Origin of the sequence: Streptococcus constellatus subsp. constellatus, assembly GCF_023167545.1 — a bacterium.
Lineage (GTDB): Bacteria > Bacillota > Bacilli > Lactobacillales > Streptococcaceae > Streptococcus > Streptococcus constellatus.
The window spans coordinates 59,020-85,083 of the sequence record NZ_AP014647.1 but is presented as its reverse complement, the minus strand read 5'-3'; the positions used below and the strand labels follow the sequence as shown (position 1 = coordinate 85,083).

At 38.6% G+C, this 26,064-nt stretch carries 20 protein-coding genes and 2 pseudogenes; 1 reads left to right on the top strand and 21 read right to left on the bottom strand.

Annotated features, from left to right (window positions below; all coding sequences use genetic code 11):
• Positions 1-9 precede the first annotated feature (9 nt).
• The 15 genes and pseudogenes from SCSC_RS00470 to ruvB all read right to left on the bottom strand — a co-directional run bounded on the left by SCSC_RS00470 (position 10) and on the right by ruvB (position 19,395).
• Positions 10-1,335 carry an ABC transporter substrate-binding protein gene (locus SCSC_RS00470; protein ID WP_006270395.1) on the bottom strand — a complete coding sequence of 442 codons (1,326 nt, stop codon included), beginning with the start codon at positions 1,333-1,335 and terminating at the stop codon, positions 10-12.
• Positions 1,336-1,380: 45 nt separating this feature from the next.
• Positions 1,381-2,085 carry an N-acetylmannosamine-6-phosphate 2-epimerase gene (locus SCSC_RS00465; protein ID WP_006270386.1) on the bottom strand — a complete coding sequence of 235 codons (705 nt, stop codon included), beginning with the start codon at positions 2,083-2,085 and terminating at the stop codon, positions 1,381-1,383.
• A 187-nt stretch (positions 2,086-2,272) separates the two neighbouring features.
• Positions 2,273-2,863, bottom strand: a complete 591-nt coding sequence (locus tag SCSC_RS00460) for an HAD family hydrolase (RefSeq protein WP_006270418.1) — start codon at positions 2,861-2,863, stop codon at positions 2,273-2,275.
• A 279-nt stretch (positions 2,864-3,142) separates the two neighbouring features.
• Positions 3,143-5,794 (bottom strand): bifunctional acetaldehyde-CoA/alcohol dehydrogenase, encoded by a 2,652-nt coding sequence (gene adhE / locus SCSC_RS00455; RefSeq protein ID WP_006270399.1) that lies wholly within the window; start codon positions 5,792-5,794, stop codon positions 3,143-3,145.
• A gap of 360 nt (positions 5,795-6,154) precedes the next feature.
• Entirely contained in the window at positions 6,155-7,972 is a 1,818-nt protein-coding gene (locus tag SCSC_RS00450) for an acyltransferase family protein (RefSeq protein WP_006270412.1), read from the bottom strand.
• A complete protein-coding gene (locus SCSC_RS00445) occupies positions 7,962-8,375 on the bottom strand; it encodes an MORN repeat-containing protein (RefSeq protein ID WP_006270404.1) in 414 nt (137 codons plus the stop codon). Before SCSC_RS00445 ends, SCSC_RS00450 begins: the two co-directional genes overlap by 11 nt.
• 7 nt (positions 8,376-8,382) lie before the next feature.
• Entirely contained in the window at positions 8,383-8,811 is a 429-nt protein-coding gene (locus SCSC_RS00440; RefSeq protein ID WP_003027217.1) for a low molecular weight protein-tyrosine-phosphatase, read from the bottom strand.
• 250 nt (positions 8,812-9,061) lie between these two features.
• Positions 9,062-9,655, bottom strand: a pseudogene (locus SCSC_RS00435) (class C sortase); the annotation flags it as partial.
• Complete coding sequence (locus SCSC_RS00430; RefSeq protein ID WP_006270370.1) at positions 9,639-10,484, bottom strand: class C sortase; 846 nt, start codon at positions 10,482-10,484, stop codon at positions 9,639-9,641. The gene SCSC_RS00430 and the pseudogene SCSC_RS00435, both read right to left, overlap by 17 nt.
• Before the next feature lie 214 nt (positions 10,485-10,698).
• A complete protein-coding gene (locus tag SCSC_RS00425) occupies positions 10,699-12,075 on the bottom strand; it encodes a SpaH/EbpB family LPXTG-anchored major pilin (RefSeq protein WP_006270394.1) in 1,377 nt (458 codons plus the stop codon).
• 158 nt (positions 12,076-12,233) lie between these two features.
• Complete coding sequence (locus SCSC_RS00420; RefSeq protein WP_006270382.1) at positions 12,234-16,043, bottom strand: DUF7604 domain-containing protein; 3,810 nt, start codon at positions 16,041-16,043, stop codon at positions 12,234-12,236.
• Between the two features lie 17 nt (positions 16,044-16,060).
• Positions 16,061-16,660 (bottom strand): signal peptidase I, encoded by a 600-nt coding sequence (gene lepB, locus SCSC_RS00415; RefSeq protein WP_006270403.1) that lies wholly within the window; start codon positions 16,658-16,660, stop codon positions 16,061-16,063.
• Between the two features lie 131 nt (positions 16,661-16,791).
• Positions 16,792-17,142 carry a DNA repair protein gene (locus SCSC_RS00410; RefSeq protein WP_232565283.1) on the bottom strand — a complete coding sequence of 117 codons (351 nt, stop codon included), beginning with the start codon at positions 17,140-17,142 and terminating at the stop codon, positions 16,792-16,794.
• 682 nt (positions 17,143-17,824) lie between these two features.
• Positions 17,825-18,391, bottom strand: coding sequence for a nucleotidyltransferase family protein (locus SCSC_RS00405; protein ID WP_006270378.1), 567 nt, complete (start codon positions 18,389-18,391; stop codon positions 17,825-17,827).
• A 5-nt stretch (positions 18,392-18,396) separates the two neighbouring features.
• Positions 18,397-19,395, bottom strand: coding sequence for a Holliday junction branch migration DNA helicase RuvB (gene ruvB, locus SCSC_RS00400; protein WP_022524530.1), 999 nt, complete (start codon positions 19,393-19,395; stop codon positions 18,397-18,399).
• A 298-nt stretch (positions 19,396-19,693) separates the two neighbouring features.
• Here ruvB and SCSC_RS00395 point away from each other — a divergent pair, with 298 nt between their 5' ends.
• Positions 19,694-20,461, top strand: a complete 768-nt coding sequence (locus SCSC_RS00395) for a PspC-like choline-binding domain-containing protein (RefSeq protein ID WP_006270376.1) — start codon at positions 19,694-19,696, stop codon at positions 20,459-20,461.
• Between the two features lie 95 nt (positions 20,462-20,556).
• Here SCSC_RS00395 and SCSC_RS00390 read toward each other — a convergent pair whose 3' ends face one another.
• The 6 genes and pseudogenes from SCSC_RS00390 to SCSC_RS00365 all read right to left on the bottom strand — a co-directional run.
• On the bottom strand, positions 20,557-21,603 hold the full coding sequence (locus SCSC_RS00390) for an aldose epimerase family protein (protein ID WP_006270392.1): 1,047 nt from the start codon (positions 21,601-21,603) through the stop codon (positions 20,557-20,559).
• Between the two features lie 42 nt (positions 21,604-21,645).
• Complete coding sequence (gene lacD, locus SCSC_RS00385) at positions 21,646-22,647, bottom strand: tagatose-bisphosphate aldolase (protein ID WP_006270377.1); 1,002 nt, start codon at positions 22,645-22,647, stop codon at positions 21,646-21,648.
• Between the two features lie 10 nt (positions 22,648-22,657).
• Positions 22,658-23,827, bottom strand: coding sequence for an SIS domain-containing protein (locus tag SCSC_RS00380; protein ID WP_006270417.1), 1,170 nt, complete (start codon positions 23,825-23,827; stop codon positions 22,658-22,660).
• 152 nt (positions 23,828-23,979) lie between these two features.
• Positions 23,980-24,384, bottom strand: a complete 405-nt coding sequence (locus SCSC_RS00375) for a PTS sugar transporter subunit IIA (RefSeq protein WP_006270387.1) — start codon at positions 24,382-24,384, stop codon at positions 23,980-23,982.
• A gap of 17 nt (positions 24,385-24,401) precedes the next feature.
• Positions 24,402-25,229: a PTS system mannose/fructose/sorbose family transporter subunit IID gene (locus tag SCSC_RS00370; protein ID WP_006270396.1), complete on the bottom strand. Its 828-nt coding sequence runs from the start codon at positions 25,227-25,229 to the stop codon at positions 24,402-24,404.
• Between the two features lie 204 nt (positions 25,230-25,433).
• Positions 25,434-26,058 (bottom strand): annotated as a pseudogene (locus SCSC_RS00365) (PTS mannose/fructose/sorbose/N-acetylgalactosamine transporter subunit IIC); the annotation flags it as partial.
• Positions 26,059-26,064: the final 6 nt, after the last annotated feature.

The window sequence follows — 26,064 nt, the reverse complement described above, 5'->3', positions numbered from 1 at the left end:
TTACATTATTTATTTTTTACTTTTTTTAATGGTTTCATTTGCTTTTTCTGTAAAGGTCTTCAAAGCAGATTCAACTTTTTCATCGCCATTTGAAACAGATTGCAACATTGGGAACCAGAGTGTTCTCATTTCTGCAAATCCATCAATCGTATTGTAATATGGTGAATAATATTTTGTCCAAGTGCTGATTGTTTCCATCCGTTTGTCATTATACAATTTTCCAAATGAGGAACGGACTGGGAAGGCACCTGTACGAATAACATTTTTTGGCCCCCACTTTTTATCATCCGCAATAAATTTGACAAACTTTTTAGCAGCTTCTACTTTCTTTTTATCTTTATTGTTAAAGATACCAAAACCATTTACAAGGTATTCCAAAGCTGGTTTTCCGTTATCTGATGGGAATGGCACTTCCACAACTTCGACGCCACTGGCTTTCAAGAGTTTAGCTTGGATGCCTTTTTGCGCAGGTGCCCAAAGAACAGTATAAGAAGTTTGCCCATTCGCAAAGTTTTGAATATCTGCTCCACCATCGAATTGAGAGCCATTTGTCATCAAACCATCTTTAATCCAGCTCACTGCTTTGTTCAAACCTTTGACAAAGTTTGGACTGTCCGTTGTATATTTTGTCACCTTATCATCTGTTACAGAACCACCATAAAGATTTGAAATGAAAGCACGTGTACCTTGGTCACCACCTTGACCATTACTGAAGAGTGAGCCAGGAGTATACCCTTTAGCTTTCAATGCTTTTAATACTTTTTCAAAGTCAGCAGTTGTCCAACCCTCTTTAACAAGGTCTAACACACCAGCTTCTTTCAGCATTTTCTTGTTCAATGCCATGTAAAATGGCGCAGAGCTAATTGGATACATATAAGCTTTGTCACCAGCTTTGCTGGCTTGAATGATTTGATTGTTATTGACATCTTTGACAAAATCATTTGTAAAGAGATCGTTCAATTCTGCCAATTTACCATTTTTACCATATTGAATGATCCGACCCGGTGCGTCAAAGAGGACATCTGGTGCTGTTCCTGCTTCAATCGCCGTTGTGATTTTTTCTGGACCAGATTTGAAATCAATTGTTTCTAGTTTCACTTTAATATCTGGATTGGCTTTTTCAAATGCTTTGATAATTTCTTTTTCATAAGTTCCAACACCATCGTTTGCTTTTTCTTGCGTGAAGACTGGGAAAGCCCACCAAGTAATCTCTGTCTTACCAGAAGAATTACCTGAATCAGCTGACTTGTTTGAACCACCTGAATTTCCACATGCTGCCAAAGATAAAATTGCAGCTCCTGCAACTAACGAACAAAGTATTTTCTTCATCCTCATATTGTTTCTCCTTTTATTGTCATCCTTTTTAGGATAAAATTGTTCCTACTTTTCACTTACTGCTGCAACAAAACGCTCTGTAATTTCTTTTGGACGCGTAATGGCACCACCTACTACAATTCCTCTAACACCTAAGTCATGAATCGTTTTGGCTTCACTTGGATAATGAATTTTTCCTTCCGCGATAACATCCAAACCTGCATCACATAAGTTTTTTATCAAATCAAAATCCGGCCCCTCACCTTGCAAACTATAAGAAGTGTAGCCCGACAAAGTTGTCCCTACAAAGTCCACACCCGCTTCTACCGCAGCAGCTCCCTCTTCAAAGGTACTCACATCTGCCATGAACAATTGATGAGGATATTTCTCCTTCACTTGCTTGATGAAATCCGCAATCTTTAAACCATCAAAACGCTCCCGCTTTGTACAATCAAAAGCAATCACTTCAATATCCAGAGCTGCTAGTTCATCAATTTCTCGCATCGTTGCGGTAATAAATGGCTCTTGAGGTGGATAATCTCGCTTGATAATACCAATAATGGGTAGCGAAGTGACCTCTTTAATTTCCTTAATATCCCGAACGCTATTCGCTCGAATACCAACAGCGCCTCCTTGTTCAGCCGCTTTCACTAAAAGAGGAATAACCCCACCTGCTTCAGTATAAAGCGGTTCATGTGGCAGAGCTTGACAGGAAACAATGATGCCATCTTTTATTTTGGCAATCAGCTCGTCTTTTGTCATTTTTGCCATAGACAGCCTTCTCCTTTACTATTGTAGATCGATTTTTAAAGCGCTTTCAATCTCACAGTGCTATTATAGCTGTTTTTTAAAACGCTTTCAATAACATCCGATATTTAGGTTCTAATTTCTGATAATGCTCACTTTTCTCTTAAATCTTGAAAGTAGTTTCAAGAAAACGATACCCAAAGCATCACAATCATTCACTCTCCTTCAAGGTTTGTAGTATTGAGAAAATCTCAATCATATCTTTTGCGACCATGTCAGCTTGACTCTGGTCAACAGGCATCCTCTTTTCTTCATAAGCAATAATCTTTAACCCTGCACTCTTAGCAGCAGCAATACCACAAAAAGAATTCTCAATAGCTACAGCATTTCCCACATTTATATCCAATTTTTCTAAAATAACTTGATAAATCGCTGGATTAGGCTTGCTTTCCGCAAAATCTTCACCACTGACAATCAAGTCAAAATATTCTTTAATTCCACAAGAAGTCAGAACTTCTATAATATGTTGATATCTAAAAGACGATACAAGTGCTACTTTTATATGATTTTTCCTAGCATATAAGAGAATCTGCACGATAGCTTTCTGAAACAATTCTTGGTAGTTTACCTCTTGATATTTTTCTGCTGCAAACTTGTCTAGTTGATGATCGATTGTTTCCAAAGATAAACTTGTCTGGCTGAGCTGTTTAATACAACGATAAAGAGCCGTATAAGATTTTCCAACTAAAATCGAAAAATCTTGCTGAGACAACTCATTTGGACTTGAACTAAACAAGCACACAAATGCTTATTGTAATTGAAAATCTAGATATTCCGTATCCACAATGACATCGTCCATATCAAATACCAACAATTGAAACATGACCGCCCTCCTTTTTTCACAACTAGTTTACAGGAAAGCGCATACAATATCAAGCAAGAGAAAGGACACTCTCTCCAAATAGAAAAATCTCCCTACAAAAGCAGGGAGATGGTGACTGATAAACTGTTTTATGTCTAAAAATCTGAATACATTGTCTGTACAATGACGAACGATTCAAATTAGAACAAACTTTACTGTCTATTTACGACGTCCTGGACGTTCTGCATAGCCATAGTAGGCATCAGCCATAATTTCTTCCATGTCAGTAACTATTGGCAAGCGTGGATTTGCTGGTGAACATTGATCTTCATAAGCAAGAACGGCAATATCATGTAAGCTATCTTTCCAAGTTTTTTCATCAATTCCTTGATCTTTAAAGTTCATCTTGATACCAACCGCTACACCAAGGTCATAAACAGCTTTAGCATACGCTTCAACCGCTTCTTCTGGTGTTGAGCATGGCAAACCAAGCATACGAGCAATGTCTTGGAATTTTTCATCAGCTTTCCAGTAATTGTATTTAGGCCATGTTGTAGTTTTAGATGGACGAGTTCCATTGTAACGGATAACATAAGGAAGTAAAATAGCATTTGTACGTCCGTGAATGGTGTGGTGAACAGCACCAATCTTATGCGCCATTGAGTGACTCATTCCAAGGAAGGCATTTGCAAAGGCCATACCAGCCATTGTAGAGGCATTATGCATCTTTTCACGGGCTTCTGGGTCAGCCGTTTTTACAGATTTTTCCAAGTATTTAAAGACCAACTTAATAGTTTGAAGGGCAATACCATCTGTATAGTCATTAGCAAAGTTTGAAGTATAGGCTTCTGTAACGTGAGTTAGAACATCCATACCTGTATCTGCTGCGATAAATGCTGGAACAGATTCTACCAAAGCTGGGTCAACAATCGCAATGGTTGGCGTCAAAGCATAGTCAGCAAGTGGGTATTTACGATTGTTTGCTTTATCAGAGATAACAGCAAACGGTGTTACTTCTGAACCTGTACCAGATGTTGTTGGGATACCAATGTATTTCGCTTTCTTACCAAGTGATGGGAATTTGAAGGCGCGTTTACGAATATCCATGAATTTTTGAACAAGATCGCTGAAGTCAACTTCTGGTTGTTCATAGAACATCCACATTCCTTTAGCCGCATCCATTGGAGAACCACCACCGAGTGCAATGATTGTATCTGGTTCAAATTCACGCATTGCTTCAGTACCGCGGCGGACTGTTGTGATGTCTGGATCTGGTTCAACATCTGAGAAGACTTGAATCGTCACTTTATTTGCACGGAGATTCAATTGATCAATCACACGTTGCACAAAGCCAAGTTTTTCGATAGATTTATCGGTAACAATCATAACACGTTCAATGCCTTCGCAAGTTTGAAGATATTGGATTGAGTTACGTTCGAAGTAGATTTTTGAAGGAACTTTAAACCATTGCATATTATTTCTACGTTTCCCTACTTTCTTGATGTTGAGAAGGTTGATAGCGGATACGTTATCACCAACTGAGTTACGTCCGTATGAACCACATCCAAGCGTTAATGACGGAATGAAGGCATTATATACATCCCCAATACCACCGAAAGTAGATGGAGAGTTCCAGATGATACGCATTGCTTTTATTTCCGTACCGAAACGTTTTGCAAGAGTTTCGTCTTTTGTATGGATAGCAGCTGAGTGACCAAGACCGTTGAATTCAACCATTTGACGTGCTTTCTTAAGTCCGTCTTCAGTGTCTTCAGATTTCAAGACTGCAATAACTGGTGATAATTTTTCACGAGTCAAAGGTTCTTTTTCACCAACCTCTTTACATTCTGCTGCAAGAATGTTGGTATCTTCTGGAACAGTGAACCCAGCTTGTTCTGCAATCCAAACAGCTGATTTACCAACGATATTTGGATTTAGCTTAGCACCAGCACAGTTTTTGCTGTTCGCTTTAGCACCAAAGCAGAATTCTTCCAGAAGGGCTTTTTCTTTTTTGTTTACAAAATAAGTATGATATGATTTGAATTCTTCTACAAATTCATCATAGATTTCTTTATCAATGATAACTGCTTGTTCAGATGCGCAAACCATTCCGTTATCAAAAGATTTAGACATAACGATGTCATGTGCTGCTTGGCGGATATTAGCTGATTTTTCAACATAAGCTGGCACATTTCCAGCACCAACTCCAAGGGCTGGTTTTCCACATGAATAAGCAGCTTTTACCATAGCATTCCCACCAGTCGCAAGAATGGTTGCAATACCTTCATGATTCATCAAAGCTGTTGTAGCTTCCATAGATGGTTGAGTAATCCATTGCACGCAGTTTTCAGGTGCTCCTGCTGCAATCGCTGCATCACGAACGATTTGTGCTGCATGAGCAGAAGATTCTTGAGCAGATGGGTGGAAAGCAAACACAATTGGATTGCGTGTTTTCAATGAAATCAAAGATTTAAAAATCGCAGTTGAAGTTGGGTTGGTTGTAGGAGTTACACCACAGATAACACCAACCGGTTCAGCAATTTTAGTCAAACCTGTAATTGGATCATCTTCAATAACACCAACAGTTTTAACACCACGCATATTGTTAACAACATGCTCACAGGCAAAGAGGTTCTTCGTTGCTTTGTCTTCAAAGACACCGCGACCTGTTTCTTTAACAGCATGCTCAGCTAAGATACCGTGCGCATCAAGAGCAGCAACTGAAGCTTTTGCAACAATGTAGTCTACTTGTTCTTGATTTAATTTTCTCATTTCTTCTAGAGCAATTAGCCCTTTTTGAACAAGTTCGTTGACATGCTTTTCAGCAGCTAACTTTTTTTCTTCGGGAGTTAATGTTTTTTTATCAGCCATGTGTTCCTCCAATGGTTCTCAGGATTTTTAAAAATCCTTTGTTAATTTTTTCACAAGATTATTATACCTTATTTTCTTTCTCTTGTAAACACTTTCAAGTAAACTTCACAAACTTTTTCTTTTATATTGTGAATCTGTTTCAAAATATGTGTTTTCTGCTGTGTCTTAAAGCATTGTTTGTGAATTTCAAAACACAAAAAATATATTTCACATACTTGAGCCAAGGTTTTATAGGCGAAAAGATTGTATCAAAGAGCCTTTTTTGCTGCCTTATTTACTCCGCTCACATGACACTCACTTCTTACGCTACACAAAAGCCATGAATCGCAATGCAATCCATGACTCCTAATTTATTTACTATTATTTCTTAACGGTTCCTTTTTTCGTTGCCTCCTCAATCGTTTGTTTGACGGTTTGAGCATAAAGTTCTCCACCCTTGGTGATTGTAGTCGACTCTGAACCAAAGTGTACGTAGTCTGTACCGTACCAAATTTCAGGATGTTCGATAGCTACCTGATACCAATCTGCTACAAAGACATAATCGTATTTTTTAGCCAATTCCAATTCATACTGACGTGTTTTTACAGCGATACTGGTCCCATCATGCGCTGTGCGTCCGTCATAAGGCGTTACCAAGATTAAGCGATGACCTTTTGGTAATTTTGAAATAAATTGATTGAGCAGACTTTCATAGTTATCAACAGTATTAGCGCCCAACGCTAGCACAACATTTTCCAGAAGCACTTTATTGGAAATATCTGTTTGATAAACCTCCAATCCTGATGCTAAATTACGGCTAACAGCTGCATCTACTTGAGCCTCTGGCATAGCTTGTTTGAGCCATTCGCTTGCCCGTAAAGCAACAGAATCTCCGATAACAGTTGTTCCTTTCGTAACATTGTATTGGCTGGCTGTCGCATGATCAACTTGTGTACGAGTGATTTGCATTTTATTATCAGCTTGATTGAGTCCATTGACCAATAAATTTTCTTCAAAGGCACCGATTTTGGGAGCAATCATCATAATGATCAATGTTATCAAAGTAAAAGGAATCAAACTATAAAATACAGGTGTTGTGATCTGCTTAATATTCATTTTCAAGCCAAATACTTTGGGCTCTTTACCTGCTAATGTTGGCTCCAAAAGGTAAAAAGAGCCGGCAGCGAAAGCAAAGGAGAGAATGGTTGTCAAGAGCACAGCTAAACCATTGCTCATCAATTGAGAGAAAATGATATAGAATGGCCAATGGAACAAATAGACACCGTAGCTCGTATCTGCAATGAAAGTGATAATCGGTGGCTCATCAACATGTGGCGTCTTCTCATGGAGCACACGTGTTGCTAAAATCATCACTACTGAAAATACCGTTGCAAGAAGAAAACCAAACAGATAAGTCAATAAATTGTCAAACCTCAGAAGAAAAGTCAACAGTAGCAAAGCTACAAAACTTCCACCAAGTAGATAAAAGGTTTTTTTCAAATCAAGCGCTTGCTCTATTTTACGGAAAGGTGCTCCCAAGTCGCTCACACCTGAAACCGTAGCTAGAACACTTCCTACAAAAAATGGGAAGATATGAGTAAAACTCGAAAAGTAAATCACAGAAAAGTTTGAAGAGAAAAAACCTCTGACAAACATAGAAAGAAAACTAATGAAGAACAAAGCAGACGAAACAAGAAAGATGACACCACGAAATTGTCCAACATTCTTACTTTTCTTTGCTAAATACCATGTTGCCAACCCCCATAAAATATAGTAGTGCATTTCCAAAGCCAAGCTCCAAGTGTGCACAAAAAGGTGCGGGATAAATTGGCTTTCGTAATTTCCACCGGACAAGATTTCATAGAAATTGGTCATAAAGCCGAATGCAGCAGCGATTTGCGTTCCAATCCCCGCCACAAAATCTCTCCGAATTAAAAGCGTGAAAGGCATAACAACCAAAATCATTAGCACAAGCGGCGGCACAATCCGATAAAATCGCCGTCTCAGAAATCCTTTGATGTCAATTCCCTTGTTTCTGGCAAATTCATCAATCAAGAGAGATGTAATCAAAAAGCCTGAGAAAGTGAAGAAAATATCCACACCAATAAAACCGCCAGGAAAAGCTTTCTGGAAGAAATGGTAGAGCAGGACCAGAAGTAACCCTGTAATCCTCACTAATGAAAACCATTTAACGCGCATTTTGATAAATCCCCTGTTTAAACTTTCCCTTGTAGACAACATTGTCCTCTGTCGTCAATTTTCCTTGACCATCTGCTTGACCATTTACAAAATTTCCTTCATACTTCCAGCCAGCTTTAGCGGTAAAAGTTCCTTGCCCATTAAACATTCCATTTTTAAAATGCCCTTTATAGACATCGCCATTTTTAAAAGTCAAGGTTCCTTGTCCACTCATTTTCCCACGAACAAGGCTACCATTGTACTTGATTGCTCCTTTATCCAACGTCAAAGCCCCTTGACTTGGAATCCCTGATGTAAAGGCAACAATCGCTGATATGACAATAACTGTTACTGTTAGCAACTCTAAATTATGCCTTGTAAGATAAATTTTATATTTTTCGTAAAATGCTTTTAGTGTATCCATTTTTTACTTAATCTTCGTTCTTCATCTGCTCCAGCCACTTTTGACAACCTTCCAATACAAGCTGATAGGTTTCATCAAAATCTCCTGTGTACCACGGATCTGGCACACTTTTCTCTTCAAATTGGAAAATTTTACTAGCATATTGCTTTGGCGCCATTTTCTTTAAATCCTGAAGATTGGATTGGTCCATTCCGATAATATAATCAAAACGTTCAAAGTCCTGTATTGATATTTGCTGCGAAGTCTTACCTTTATCATAAGGAATGGCATATTTCCTGAAAATTGCCTGCGTTCCAGAGTGAATTGGATTCCCATGTTCCCAATCCGAAGTCGCACGACTTTCAACATAAACTTCATCTGTCAAATCTTTCATCACAAATTCTGCCATTGGACTGCGACAGATATTTCCCAGGCAAACAAACACAATTTTCTTCATAACATAGACCTCTTTACTATTATAACAAAATCTAAAGAAATATCACTTTTAATCCTCTCTAGTAAATAAAAAAATTCAAAATAGACTCTTACAATCTCTTACTTCTAAGCTGCAAAGCTAACACAATTATCATAACAAAGATTATCTCACACAAATAAAAAGACTGAACTCTTTTGTACTGATCCCCAAAAGTTAGATTTTTTATGTCTAACTTTTGGAGGTCAGTACACTCTTCTCAGCCTTTAATATTTTAATAAACTTTCATTTTGAGCTGTCGTCTTCTGTGTCGAAAATAGACAAGTGCAAAAATAATAAAAAGAATCGTTCCTCCCGTAATCAGAATAAGATGTAACAAAGGATGCTGTCTAGTCGACTTATTGATTGCCTCTGAATTTTCTTTCTCTTTAAATATTCGATGTCCCCTAACTAACAAACGATGTGTATTCACACCATAAGGTGTACATGTCACAAGCATACAATAATCTTATACAGGGTCAATTTTTAAAGCAGACAAATCTTCTGGTTTCACAGTCAAACTCTGATCTACTTCATAAATCAGCGTTCTTCCTAAAACGTGAATCATAAATGTATCACCGTTTTTTAATTGATTTAAATTTGAAAATAACTTTGCTGAAGGCAGACCGCGATGACCTGAAATAACTGCATGAGTCCCTTTCCCTCCAATGGGAAATGTCGTCCCTGGAATATGCCCGATTGCTATTTCCAACACAGCCTCATCTGTTCCATGATAAATAGGAAGCTTAGTCTTTAACTTAGGAATCTCAACATAAGCCATGATACCTGTTCCAGTGATATCTAAGATAGAACTATATCCTTCGATTTCTACGAAGCTTAGACCACAAGAACAGTCCAAATAAAAGTAGGATGATAACAAACGGAGTGATATAGATTGGTCGAATCTGAATGGCATCAGCAACTAACTCGGCGTTCCCATTTACATTTTCTACACGATGGCCTCGCACCAAGAGGCGATGAGTATTAACCCCGTAGGGTGTACAGGTCACTAACGTACAGTAGTCCTTACCAGGTTCCAATTGTAATGAAGACAAATCCGTAGGCTCCACAATTCGAATCTGATCTACTTCATAGGTATAAGTTTCATTTAAAACCGTCAATGTAAAGGTATCACCTGCTGCAAGCTGATCGAGATTTGTAAACAAACGTGCAGAAGGTAAGCCTCTATGTCCAGATAAGATTGTATGTGACCCTAATCCACCAACCGGGAGTGAAGAACCCTCGATATGCCCAATAGATGTCTGCAGGATGCTATCCGATGTTCCATGATAAATAGGTAACTCAACATTTATCTTAGGAATGGTAATGTAACCCATAACACCAGAAGATTCAAAATCAAGATACCGGTTATAGGACGCTTTTTCTGCATCTGTCATATTCCATTTTATCCCTGTTTTCTGAAGCTCCTGGTTGTATTGATTTGCTTCTTTAATCAGTCGTGCATATTCATCCTTATTCATATTAGATACTCGATCTGCATACTTCATAATGACACGAGACTGATGAAATGTATTCCAATAATCTGAAAAAGAAGGATAGACGAGAAGACCCACTCCTATAAAAAACAAAGCTAGCAGACCGAACATCTGTAACTTGCCTTTTTTCATAACTTTACTCTGCTTTTGCTTTTTTGACATTCTGACGGGTCTCCTCCGCACAACACTTCTCCTTATTTTCATCGTTATACTGTTTATTATACCACTCAGTTTGATTTTATAGTTAATCAACTTATTTTTTTATTGGTTGCAAAATGACTGTGTATAAAAAATAAGTTGATTAACTATAAAATCTTCAGAAACCTACCTGTACCAACAGATAGGTTCCTAAAAGATTTAATAATAGATTTATTGTTTATTTTGCTGACATTCTTTTCTTAGTAACGATAAGAACACCAACACCAATTACAAGAATTGAGCCAACAAGAGTTAACAACATTGTTCCTAATCCACCTGTTCTAGGAAGTTCAGTACCTGGTTTGTTGACAACAGTTGCTTTTTGTTCAAGGTTAGCAGCTGTGTAATTATGTTCTGCAACTGTAAAGGTTACATCTGCTGCTTTGTTGTATCCAGCTGGAACTGTTTTTTCCACAAGAGTGTAAGTTCCGTTAGCAAGACCTGCGAATGCTTCAACTTCACCTTTTGCATTAGATTTATGTTCTGTTGCCTGATTAATATCAGCTACCCAAGTTACAGTTTTAGTGGCAGCATCATACTTGTAGTATTTACCAGCCGCATTTTTGATAACAAAGCCTGCACCAGCAAGCGGCTTACTCTTATCATCATGTTTAGTTACAGTGAACTTAGCATTGTATACTTCTGTTTTAGATTCTGGAGTTGTGTTGACACTTCCGTTTGAACCGTAGCTGACAGAAGCTGTATTTTTTGCAGGGTTTTTAGATAAAGCATCACTTGTTACTACAGCAGAATATTTAAGGACGATTTTCTTACCTTTTTCAAGCGTTGCAGTATATGTATCTTTGAATTTCACTGTGAAAGTATCACCGTTTTCAGCTGTAACTTCATAGTTTGCTGCAGGAACTTCCGTACCATCAACATATGCTTTCACATCACTGTTGTATTTCAAACCTGCAGTCATTTTATCGTGGTAAACATACCCTTTTGCACCTGCACCAATTGTAATAGTTGATTCGAACTTAACAGTTTTGCCTACTTCTGCCAATGCTTTTTTCCCATCGGCATCATAACTGTTGGCATCTGTGATTTTCTTGTCTACTGTTGGAACAGTATTCTTATCTTCAACTCTAGCATTTGGATTCGTAGAGTTGATAACGACTGCAGTACCAGTAGTTGTTGTTACATAGTAGTACCCATTTTCAAGACCACCAACAGTTACTGGAGCTGAACCTTTTGCAGTTACTTCTTTAACTTTATCTGCATCTGTAACATAAGCTTTGATGGCGTCAATATCAGCCTGTGTTAACTGACCATTTTGTCCAGTACCAGTATAAGATACATTTCCTTGACCATCTACTGAAAAACCAGCAGGAGCAGTGGAATGATTTGATTTCAGTTTGTAGCTGATAGCTGAACCATTCCCATCCGCATCAAATACCTTATAAATAGTATAAGTATTAGAAGCGTTTGCATCTAGTCCAGGTGGAGGTGTGATTGTAATCGAACCAGTTCCAGCAGCCGATACTGCTGTCGTTGTGAGCAGTGCCATCGCAATCGCTGCCACTGCAACAAATAGTTTCTTAATCAACTTCATAAGTAAACTCCTTAAAAAATATAATTGATAACGAAATAAGTTGAATAATTTGCTTTGACGGTATAATAGTTTAACCATCTAATGAGATGTGTCTTAGCAAATTACCATGCCAATAAATATTATTTTATCTTTGGTATAACCCTTTTAGTGAGGGATTCTTATTCCTCCCCCCTTTCACGTCTATACCAAAGTCTAAAACCATAAGAAAGGGAAATAACTACCAATACTGTACCAATAATCATCAACAGTTTCACTCCTGAACCACCTGTCACAGGAAGTTCCGTTCCAGAACTATTGGTAATTGTCATTGTATAGGTAAAGCCATCCGCACTCGGAACTCCATCTTTTTGTATACCTTGTTGGGTAAATACAACTTTATTTCCTAATACATTCACAGTAATTGGAGCTGCAAGTTTGTAGCCAGATGGAGCTTTTGTTTCTTTCAAAACATATTCACCTTCAAGAAGATTGCCTATGACAACTTTACCTTCTGAATTGGTTACCAGTTTTCCAATCTTCTGTCCATCTGCATTTGTTGCTTCTGTCACGCCGTCTTTTTTGTAAAGAACGAACTCAGCACCTTTAAGCACTTTGTTGACATTCGCTGTGTCTACTTTCAATATCGCAACGTTTAATGCATTGCGCTTGTTATAGACCGTCACATCTACAGATTTATCTCCATCTAGTTTACCCGTTTTATTAGTAATCTTCAGGAGCTTATAACCCGCTGGGATACTTGATACATCTTCTGTTACCATATAGGATGCACCAGATGGGATGTTAAAGACTCTGACATACTGACTTGTCTTCAGATCAAAACTCATAGTCGGTGAATCAATCGCACCCGTTTTAATTGGATTGTGCGGATTAGATCGATCGTAAATTGCATACTGCAATCCACCCTTACTAATCTTCCCGTCTGCATCGTAATCCATTGTTGTCAATGGTTGGCCATTGCGATTAGTCAATGAAAGATTTACCTTAAAAGTCTTATCTACTGTGATGCTGTCTGAAGCATCATCTTTAGTCGTTACAACCTTTGAAATCTTGAGACTATTCTTTAAGATGTTTTTAGCAGTAATCGTAGCAGTGTTGCCTTGCCACTTGGTATTAGACAAGCCATCAATAAGGTCATCAGTAGTGTTAGTAGTTGTACCATCTAGCAACGGCTTGACTGGACTGACATCCAACTCATACCGTCGATCAATCCTCTCTTCTGCCACAGTATAGACATGTCCAGAACTAGACTGTATTATACCAGCATTGGCACCTGTTTTGGCTGTGCCATGATCTCCTGGTTTGACCTTAAGACCTGGTGCAATATAAACCGTCTGCTCCCAATTATTAGCTTGGCTGAGAGTGACCTCTTTGTACTTAGCACCGTCTTTAAGAATCCAAACTTTAATTGGATTTGGTCGAGTACTTTTATTGTCCAATGTGTTATCAACCCATTTTTTAGTGACCTTCATCATTGTATAGGATAGACGCATTGGCTCAGGATCACCATATGTTGAATAGCCTGTTTCTCCCTCGACTTCTTTTCCGTTTTCTGTCTTAACTTTCTTATAATCAACAAATGCTTCCGTATTTGTTTTCAGAGAATAGATGCCATTTTTATTGACAATCATACTCTTCTGTTCAGGCGGTAAGTTATCATAAGAGACCTTACCATTGTGCAAGTCAGCCATCAAGTCATAGGCTTCCTGCTTCGGCCAGACGGTAAAGCTAACCTTGTAGGTCACCCCATCTTCCAGCGTTCCCAATGATGACAAGTCCCATGTCACTTTACCATTGGAATAAACTGCTTTGGGACCATCTGTCCAATTTTGACCTTTACCGTACCTACCACCGCTTCGAGAATAGGTAAAGCCATCGCTCTTGCCTTCAACGAGCGTGCTACCTGTCCAGTCCGTCAAACCGTCAGTAATAGAAACATTCTTGAAACCGACACTAGTAATAATATCTGTCTCAATTTGCTTTAGAGCCTTTTCTAAAGCACTCACGTTTTCTGCATAAAAATGGTATCTATTTGCAGCCTGTTGAGAATTATAAGCATAATTAATCAGATCCTTAAGGTTTTCCGCTCTACCATCAAAAGCATAGATACCATAAAGGGTACGACCAGATTCCACTAATTTTCTCGCAGGTTCCAGTGACTTTGTAAAAGCATGATATGGCTGGCCATGAGGTCCGGGAGTTCCCCACTGAATCTCGCCATTCTCATCTCTATACTGAGTAGGTTTCCCATCTGTCAGGAAGATGACATAGGTTGGATCTCCATCAGAACTCATTTTCCTAGCTGCGTTCAGAGCATCTTGCCAATTGGTTCCCTTATGTTGTTCCAGATTTGCAATTTTCTTGTTGAACTCTCTTTCATTTGTTGTCCAAGAGCTTTGCGTATAAGCCTCTCTGTCAAACGATATTAAGCCCAATTCAATCGCAGTTGGATTTGTACTAGTGTTGTTCTTCAGCAGTCGAGTAGCCATATCTTGAGCTAATTGCTTGGTAGCCTGCATTTTGGTCCGATTTGTGCCATCATTCGCTGGTTCATACATACTGCTTGATGTATCAATAACGAATAGGACATTGGCACGGGTACCAGTATGGAAATGTGAAGAAGCAGACTTCCCTGTAACACTGAGGGAGAGCTTATAGGTTCCATCTCCATTTGGGGTCAACACTTTTTCATGCGCAGGTTCCGCTCCAATATTAGCTTCAAGAGCATTTTTAGGAAGACCTGAACCAATCCTTTCAACCCTTATGCCACCGATATCAGAGAAACCTTCCTGTGTATAAACCAATTCTGTTTTACTGCCAGACTTCTCGCTCTTCTCTGGCGTGATTACCTCTGTTCCAGAATGCCCAAAATGGATTGCTTTATAAGTGTAGTCGCCTTTCTTGCTGTTTTTCTTGTCTTCATATTTGAGGCTGATTTTGACTGGTGTTGCAGGTTGAACTTCCTTGCCATCTGACATGATTTTAACACTAAAAAAGTTGGCTGCTACCACATACTCATCTTTAGAAGGTGTAGCTTTTTCCATTGCTTCTTTCAGGTGATCATCGTAAGTATTACTGTTTTTATCAATTTCTTTCACATCTAGAGTGGCGCCTTCAGGGATATTGGCAGATGAATCATAGGCTATTTTTACAGACCATGTTTTCCCGTCAGCAGTAATGTACTTGGTTTCAAGTTTATTTGTCCCTACAATTCCGTAAACAGAAAATCCTGAAGCATTAAATTTAACATCAGTAATTTCTTTCTTCTTTCCTCTGTTTTCTGCCCTCTCTTCAACATTCAGAACCTCTGCTACATCAGAACCTTTGATATGGACAGCCTGAACATTGGCTTCTTTAGGAGTCGAAATAGCCTTTTTAAACTCCACTTTCACAGAAACATAATCCTGTGGTTGAATTTCCTTGCCGTTTTCATCTAAAAGTGTAATGTTAAAGAAATTAGCAAAAGACACGGATGTCCCATTCTTAGCAGCCTTTTCTTTAGCCAGTTTTAGATTTGCCTTGTACGCTTCTGAGTCTTTGTTCAACTCTTCCACTTTCAAGGTGGCTGTTTTAGGAATACGAGCACTGCTCTTAGCTTCGAGCTTAACAACAGCATCGCTGTTTTCAACTTCATGAGTTAAAGTCCCATTTAGATATTCCGAATCTGTACCACTCGCTTTAGAACTCTCTGTGGAAGAATTTGGAACAGAACTCTCTGTGGAAGAATTTGGAACAGAACTATCTTGTGAAGCTTTTGTTAATGCTTTGCTATTATCAAGATAGACACCTGTTTCTTGGGTCGCTTTATTTTTTTCCATTGTAGCTGCTGGAAGGATCAAAGCATAAACTGTACAGAAGACAACTACCGCACCTAAAATGCTTAAAACTCTCAACCAATTTTTATGGAATTTCTTCATGCGAAATAGCGACTTTAATCTGTCTATCGAGTTTGAACCCTTTTCTTTTTTCACTATCTTTCTCCAATCTATTACCTAATAAAGCCAGAAACTTTCAGTGGCCATATCCTAAACACAAGTTTTCCAACTATTTGTTCTTCTGAAATACAGCCAACTGCTGTATTTCTAGAATCAATTGAAGCATCACGATTATCTCCTAAAACGAATATTTTACCATCTGGTACTTGATAAGGATACTTGATGTTTGAATTTCCTAACGACTTCGTTTTAATGTAAGGCTCATTTAACGATTTGTTATTGACTGAGACATTCCCATCTTTGTCAATGTCAACCCAATCCCCTGATTGAGCAATGGCACGTTTTACAAGAATTTTATTGTTGTAGTAAAAAGCAACAATATCACCTGTTTTAAATCGACCTTCTTTAAAACTAATCATAATATTACCATTGTCTAAGGTTGGAGACATCGATCGTCCATAAATCCTCAGAACTGGCATCCACAATGTCGCCACCAGTACAGCTATAGCTGAAACGACTACTAGTGTAAACAATGTGCTCCGAAAGACTGAGCGATATCGCCCTTTATATCGGACGCGTTCAATCTCTTTTTCAATTTCTTTTATTTCCGGAATATCCGTTCGTTTTTTCTTCTTAACAATTGATAGAGCCAATCCAATCTCCTCTTTTGCCAACAATCCTATCCAAATAGTCAGCCCTTAATGATAGACGGCATACGCTTTTGCAGTCCTTTTTCTCCCACCTTTGCAACCGCAACCTTGTCGGTTTTCAAAGACGAATAAATCTATTGATTTTTGAGCACTGTACCTTCAACATATTCTTCTGCTGCTTCTTGTAACACCGTACTGCCATGGGTATCTGTCGACTTCTGTGTTTTCACATTGTCAAGATACTCATTTGCTGCCTTCTGAGCAACCTCAAATATACCTGAAAGCTTTAACGCAGCTTCAGCAATTGACCCAGACTCTGATATGGCTATTCTACGTTCTGCTAATTCTTCCTTAGCAATTTTTAGCTCTTCCTTGACTTGTGCCAGTTCTTCACTTTGTTTAAGAAATAATTCAAGAATTTCCAAACGTGATAGCTTCTTTAAACTATTTCTTTCTTCTTTTTTTCTCACTGATCGTGTTCTCAACTGTCTGTCACCCTCCACAAGTCTAACTGCAAAAAATCAATCCTTGAAAATTTTTTAACGTTAAAATACTCCATATTTTTTTAGCGTCATACCAGCCCAAAACGGTTTTTTTATTTAAGAATACGTTTTAACTCAATTTTTACTTCAAGATTTATTTGGGATGTAATATAATTTTTTATTTCAACCCTTATAGATTATACTATATTTATTTCAGAATTTCAACTCTTTTTTGTATTTTCTATAATGAAATCAACTTCTTTCCATATAATTTTAACAAAACACCCTAGAAATATAATGCAATTTACATGTACTACACATTAGAACGGAGTACTTTGAGATATAAAATGACTATAAGTTTTTGATAATAGTTGGACAGAACTTGATTGAAAAATAGATCAGAATGGAACGCAGTTAAATTGGAGTGCCGCGGTATTCCTATATGAACATTTTTACTATACACATCTTACTCTTTTTAGGGAAAACCATTATCTCTTACATTGGGATTTAATATTTTAGTTTTTGCCTAAAAAATAAAAACCACCTACAGGTGGTTTTTAAGGGAGATTATTATGAAAAAGAAAAGTTTTTAGGAGTTCAAGTTAAGCTTTTCTCAACTTGTGATTATAGTATAACGATGTTGACTTAAATTTTTCTTAAAGATTTTACCTTTTTCTAAAAAATTTTAAAGAAATTCAATTTGAAGATTGTTCCACTTCTTCTGCCAATCTTTTTTCTGTATTCTCATGTTATAGAGCTGCCTTCTGTCTGCATCTTCTAGGAAATGCGGAGTGGGCTGAACATAAAAATGGAAGATATCATCTAAACCGTAAGGAGCAAAAAGTTCCAACTGGCCATTCTCTAGCAAACGCAACCCCACAGCTGTACATCGCTCTGGATATCTACTCATGGCATCTTGTGAGCTAGTATAAGGGTGGGTATTGGGACTGTGGAGATGCATATAGACTTGATTTTTGACTTCCCAATGATAACTAGGGTAAGCTCGCTTAAGTCGGTTTTCAATGTTGATCGTTTCCTCATACGAAATATCTGGGTCAAAGAAAATCACATCCACATCTGTCTCTGCATCAAAACCCGATTTACCCGATAGAATATTCCAGATAAAGTTTCGTACGCTACCAGCAGCCAACCAACTATCTTTTAATCGCAAACTGCGAATAAGCGTCAACATAGTCATTAAATCTTTATCTGCTGCGAATTGTTTTAAAACATCCTGCTCTGCTATTTTCATAAATTCTACTTTTCTAAATATTCATAACCCAAATGCTCATAAGCTTTACGCGTTGCTACACGCCCTGCTCGAGTTCGCATAACAAAGCCTTTCTGAATCAAGTATGGCTCATACATATCTTCCACCGTTTCTTGCTCTTCTGCAATATTGACAGACAAGGTTCCTAAACCAACAGGTCCGCCTCCATACACCTCAATCATGGTTTTAAGAATCTTCTGATCCACATAGTCTAAACCTTCTTGATCCACATCAAGCATCGTCAGGGCTTGATCGGTAATCCGATCATCAATCAATCCGTTCCCCATGATTTGAGCAAAATCTCGTACGCGTTTGAGAAGCCGATTGGCAATTCGAGGGGTCCCTCTGCTACGTAAAGCCAACTCCTCAGCCGCTTCATGTGTAATCTCCATCTCAAAGATTTCGGCCGTTCGCTCTACAATCTCGGTCAAATCCGTCTCTTCATAGTATTCCATATGTCCAGTAATACCAAAGCGAGCCCGCAAGGGATTTGACAACATACCAGCTCGGGTCGTTGCTCCAATCAAAGTAAAAGGTGGTAAATCCAAGTGAACACTGCGACTAGTTTCACCAGAACCAATCATAATATCAATGTAAAAATCTTCCATAGCACTGTAAAGCACTTCTTCAACAGACATGGGTAAGCGATGAATTTCATCGATAAAAAGGACATCTCCTGGTTCCAGATCATTCAAGATCGCTACCAAATCGCCCGCTTTCTCAATCACAGGCCCCGAAGTCTGTTTGAGATTGACTCCTAGCTCATTGGCGATCACAAAAGCCATCGTCGTTTTACCCAATCCCGGAGGCCCGAAAAGTAGGGTATGATCTAATGCTTCATCTCGCAACTTGGCTGCCTCAATAAAAATCTTCAGTTGATTTTTAACCTTATTTTGGCCTATATATTCTTGTAAGTACTGGGGACGCAATGTCCGCTCAACGAGCTCTTCGTCTCCCATCAATTCATTATCTAACATTCTATTCATAACTATTATTATAACAAAAAATAGGTTAGATGGATAAAGTAGATTAATAGCCAGAGAAAATCTGCCTAATTTGGCATCCTACTTTCTATTCACTTCCTCATCCATACAGATACTGGCAGTTTTCACTATTAAAAAACCAATCCTCTTCCATTTTGTTTTCCAATCAAACAGAATGTCATTTAGAAATCAAAGAACCCCTTTGATGATTACGGATTGATTTATCATTTAAAATATGTTACCTTTAATATGATTCATTTTGTATGCGCATACATTGTTGTTTTATGAGAGGAGATATCAAATGAACAACATCCTTAAATACAGTTCAAAGCTTTTCTTCTTAGGACTGGCAGCTAGTGCAATAGCTCTAGCCACTAATGTTCCTGCAACTGCCGAAGAAACACCTCAAGCTGGACAAGAATTGGTCAATCGCGCTGATGGGCAATGGATTAAGGACGCTACTGGTTGGTGGTTCAAATATCCTGATGGCACATATCCGAAAAACCAATGGAAACAAATCAATAGCCGATATTACTACTTTAACAATCAGGGTTATATTACTACTGGATGGAAGCAGCTAACTGGCTTTAATAAACACAAAGAGGTATCCTGGTATTATTTTGATCCCACAAACGGAGATATGAAAACAGGTTGGCAAGCCATTAATGGAAAATGGTACTATTTTGATCCAACAGAAGGTTATATGCTAACGGGAGTTAAACAAATCGGCGCACCTGGAGTTAGAAAATATTACTATCTCCATCCAACCAACGGCGATATGCAGACAGGTTGGCATAAATTACCACATTCCTATGCAAATGGGGAAACCATTTACTACTGGCGTTATTTTGATCCAGAAGATGGACATAGAGTTGAAGGTTGGCGGAAAATTGATGGCGATTGGTATCATTTCACAAGAGGCATGGGCGTTATGTCCTCATCTGCATGGAACGGCCAATATTATCTAAAGGAAGATGGAAAAATGGCACACGATGAAACTCTTTTAATTCGCGGAAAATATTACACTTTTAACTCAGATGGTATTGTAACGAGTGTTAAAGAAAAATAAAGCTATCACTTCATATAAAACAACCCAGCAGTTCAATTCTGCTGGGTTGTTTGTATTCAAATACAGAATAATCTATCAATATTTTTTCGATATAGCTATTTATCCTGCTCCACAGTAGCATGATAAATGGTCGTGCTGGTAAAAATCTCACTCGCTTTTAAGATAACATCTGCTTTCAAGTCGCTATGAATGGCATCAGGAAGTGCCTGAGTTTCAAGAGCTAAGCCATTGTGCTGAATCATGGGATGCCCATTTAAAATGACCGTGTCATCCACAAAGTTTGCTGAGTAAGTCACCAAACAAGGTGCACTAGTTTTGAAAGTGAGATAACGTCTAGATTCTGGCTCATAAAGAGAGCCAGCATATTCCTGTTTTTTATCCAAAACAAATGGATGATCTAAGCCTGATACAATCTGAATCTGCTCATCTTGATCTGCAAAAATATCCTTCATAGAAACGCCTTGGCAAAGCTGTTTTACAAAGTTATGTTCTGAATCTGGTATTTTAGCAGGTATTCCATCTGGTGCGATAGGATAGACACCAAGAGTATTCAGCTGCAAAATACAATGATCAATTGGCTGACGGAAATCGCCTGTTAAGTTAAAGTAACTGTGATTGGTCGGATTAACTAAAGTGTCCTTGTCCGTTTGAACTTGATACGAAACCTCTAGCTCACCCAATTCTGTTAAAGTATAAGAAACCCAGACCTTCAAATTTCCTGGGAAACCACCTGTTCCGTCTGTGCGTTCAATATAAAAAGTGACACTTTCATTCGTGACCTCTTCCACTTGAAAAATGGCACTATCCCAGCCAGTAGATCCGCTGTGATTACAATTTTCTGCATTATTGACCTCTAACGGATAGATTTCTCCATTCAACTCGAACTCAGCCTTTGCAATCCGTCCTGCAACTGGTCCAACGCTTGCGCCATATTTAGGGCTATTGCCTACATAAGCATCAAAAGAATCAAACCCAACTACGATATTTGTAAATTCATGATTTCTGTCCGGAGTGACATATTCTAAGACAGTCGCTCCATAAGTCATGACTTTCAAACGATAGCCCAAATCATTTTCAAATGTGTAAGAAACAATATCTTGCCCTTGAAATGTTCCGAAAATAGCTTCTTGATAAGATTTCATACAACTTTCCTTGTTTTTATTATCATTTTACATTTTCCTATTTTAAATCTCTAACTTCTCCATCCACGAAACAGCTGTTTCACGTAAGACACGATTTAAGTCATTAATATTTTGCCGTCCTGTTTCATCCAACCAAGCTCTAGCTGCATCCGCTCCTTGATCTGCAAAAACCGTAACAGCTTCTTTCCAGGTAGCACGACCACAAAGGACACCGTTAAATTGAGAACCTGCCTCATGCGCCACTTTCAGTGTTTCTTGGAAAAGCTCTGCGCTAACTCCAGCACTCAAGAAAATAAATGGTAAATGCGTCGCATCAGATTGTTCCTTAAAGAAAGCCTTAGCTTCTGCGAGACTATAAACTGGTTCTACTCCATCTTTGGCAAAACCTTCTACAAAATTCATATTTACAGGAACTTCGACTTTTAAAACGTCTACATTATAACGTGGTTCTGAAAAGAGCTTCATGGCTTCATTGACTTTGTGAGGTTTTACTTTTGCATAATCTGCATCTACTACACTAGCACGCTTCGTATCATAAGTCAGAATTTCAAGGAAATAAGGTATATCTTCTGCTAGACATTCACTCCCTACTCGTTCGACCCAAGCTTGTTTGATATCATTGATTTCAGGTTTGTCATCTACATCATAATAAATCAAAACTTTGACTGCATCGGCGCCTAGTTCTTTAATGCGTTTAGCAGACCAATTTGGTAGCAAGTCTGGCAGGCGACCTTCTGTTGTCGCATCATACCCTGTCTTTTCATAAGCAACAATAAGACCGCACTCTGATGCTCGTAATTTAGTAGCGGGGACACCATATTCTGGATCCAAAAGAATAGAAGTTGCATACGGAGTCAACTGACTGGAAATCAATTGTTTAAACTCAATCAGTGCTTCATTGCCCGATACAGTACGTGCACCACTTGCCAGCATTTTTTTCAGCGAACCTCTCTGATCAATCGCCAAAGCTCCAATCATACCATTTTCATCTGACAGCTTCTTTAAATGTGATAACTTTTCGTGACTAATTTTTAATTTTTCCATAGATTCCTTCCTATTCTTTATCAAACGGGTGAATGATGACACCTTGCACAACACGGTTGACAGTTCCTGTCGGAGACGGTGTGTCTGGACGATTTTGAACCTTAAGGGATGTTAATAAGGCAAATAATTGACCATAGACAATATAAGGGAATACGCGATAAACGTCATCTGCTAGTGATTGGCTAGAAAGAATGAACTGTTCAACATTTTCCAAATCTTCCCTCTGATCTGTCAATAAAATCACCTTGCGGGCAATACCATCTCCAGCCACTTCTCGTACTAAATCAAGATCATATAATTTGGTGTATGAGTCTGTCGAACCAAACACCACAATGACCGTTTCTTCATTTACTAATGATTTTGGACCATGGCGGAAACCAACAGGGCTTTCATACATCGTTGCCACTTGCCCGGCAGTCAATTCCAAAATTTTCAGTTGGGCTTCATGCGCCAAACCAAAGAATGGCCCTGCCCCCAGATAAATGACTCGATTGTAATCCAAGGATACCATCTTTTGAATCATTTCTGCCGAATCTAGCACCTTTTGACTCAAAGCTATTAAAGCAGAAATCTTCCCTTCTTTTACAGCTAAATCTGCCTTGTCAAAGACGAGCAAAGCGGTTAACATCATAGACGTAAAGCTTGAGGTCATAGCAAAGCCAGCATCATTTGATAGTGCAGGCTGAAGCAAGAGCAAATTGCGTTCATCACCATGTGCTTGCTGCGCTAACTTCCCTTCTGCTGCACATGTAATTGTAATTTGGTACAGTTCCTCAACCAAGTCCTTTGCCAAATCAACTGTTGCCACACTCTCTGGCGAATTTCCGCTACGGGCAAAAGAAACCAAAACAGTCGGTATTTCTTTGTGTAAATACGCCAAAGGATTGGCTACAATATCCGTTGTTGCAATGGCGTTGAAATTCCACTTGCGTTCATCATACAGCTTTCTAAAATAAGGTAAAAGCGTATCTCCAACATAGGCTGATGTTCCAGCCCCTGTCAAAATAACCTTGATATAGTCATGCTTTTCATCAATACCATTTAGAAACGCTACAATCTCATCAACTTGTGCTTTATAATTTTCAAAAGCCGTCTGCCAAACCTGTGGCTGTTGATAAATTTCTCTCGTGGTGATTTCCGCACCTAATTCAACTAATTTTTCCTTTGTATAATTGAGCATATTTCTCCTTTCTGCTTTGCAGATGTGATGTTTTCTATTAACCAAAAGAAGGGGGCGGGAAATAAGGATTTCTAAGAAATCCATTTTCTTATCCCCTCTTCCTTATTATACCAAGTATGCGCTTTCTCAGCCACTATTAACTGGATATATTTTTATTCATCTTCCTCATCATTCATTGCTGCCAACATATCATTGACCTTCACAATGTATCTGTTTGCTTTTTCAATATATTTCGCTTCCACACCAGTCAAAGCAGAATTGATAAATTCGATCACCATGGGCATATTCATTCCTGCATAGAGTTCAATTTGAAGTCCTTCCAAAATCAGGCGACTAACGACATTACAAGGTGTTCCTCCAAGCAAATCAGCAAAGACAATGTAATCGTCTAACTCTTTTACAGCCGCTAAAAATTTAGCCGTAAAGTCGTCTATTCCTTCTTCTGGAAGTAAGGGAACTGTATGAACAAATTCCAGAGGCCCCATAATCATTTCGGTACTTTTTTTCAATTCTTCACAAAAATGACCATGGCTGACCAGTACAAGTTGTTTTGTCATTTATAGAAAAGCTCCTTTTAAACACCTAAGATTGGCGTATGAGTAAAGTGTGAAAGCGCAGAAACACCAATTGCAATAATAATGACAATAAAGATTGCTTTGGTTGAATTCATACCTTTCTTACCAAGTAGCCAATAAACAAATCCAGTAAACAATGCCGGAACCAGACGCGGGAAGATTTTATCCAACGTTTCTTGAAGATTGAATTTTACACCACCGAAACTTTGTACATAAGTAAACTTAAAGTTAATCATTGTAGCAATCAAAGCAGCTACCATGAATGTTCCCAAAACAGTTGCAGCATCTGTGATTGCGGACAATTTATCCTGCATCGTTGTAACTAATTTAACGCCTTCTTTGTGGGCAAATTCTAATTGTTTCCAACGGAAAACGTTAATCGCAATCGTTACTCCTATCCAAAGGAAAATACCAAGAGGATTGCCATCAATGGCAAGACCTGCTGCCAAACCACCCATGATTGCAGGAATAGTTGAACCAAAAATCGCATCACCAATCGCTGCAAATGGACCCATTAACCCAGTTTTAATCCCTGTAACAGTATCTTTAGCCGCAACCCCTTCATTTTCTTCAAGCGCAAGGTCAATCCCTGTCACCAAAGTATGGAAAAAGTTAGACGTGTTGAAAAATTGCGTATGTGTTCGCATCATTTCTTTTAATTCTGGCGTACCATCACCGTATATCTTACGCAACTGCGGCAAAATCATATAGAGATAACCTGATGCTTGCATACGCTCGTAGTTCCAACCCCATTGGAAAGTAAAGAGACTACGACGGTTGATTTGTTTAAAATCTTCTTTTGTTAATTTGTAATTAGAGTTCGTCATCGTCAATTTCCCCATTTTCTGATTGTTCCGCAGCAACAGTCACCACTTGTTTGTTGATAGCATTTTGATAGCTAAGAGCTGCTAAAGCAAAGCCAATAATCGCAATTCCAATCATTGGAAGCCCCTCAAACTTAGCTCCACCGAGAGCCTTTGCAATGGGTTTGACAGCACTTGATGCTGTCGCTAATGTTGAAATATAGTCAAAAACAACTTTCAACATTGCTGTAATGGCAAAGCCTAAACCAAGATAATGAAGGTTTTTCTTTACTGGAAGGTAACGAAGCAAAATTGCAAAACCGACACCAGGAAGCATTTTACCTGCAAGAATCAAGCCATCTGCAATCCATTGTGCATTATTGGCAAGCCAATCAGAGAATGCTTTTACAGCATCCCCACCAAGCCACAAAGCTAAAAATACTGGAAGTGCTCGTGAAAGCCCCCATGGAATAGCACCGAGTAAGTAATTGCGTTCAACACCTTTGTAGTCAAATTTTTCAACCGCTGCATCAATACGATGTGCAAAGTAAGTTGTAGAGAAGCGTCCAAGAACATCAGTATAAACCAGCAACGCTGCTACCGGAACTGCGATAGCTGAAATCGCCAATTCCGCTTTGATACCTGTAGCTACTGAGAAAGCTGTTGCAAGAACTGCACCAGAGGTTGCATCAATCCGAGAAGCACCGCCGAATGTTCCCACACCGAGTACAACCAGTTGTAAACTACCACCGATAAATAGGCCTGTCTTCAGATCACCCATGACCAGACCCGTAATAAATCCTGCAAAAACAGGAGATCCTGCTGATGAGTTAATCGTCAACTCATCCAAAATTTAATA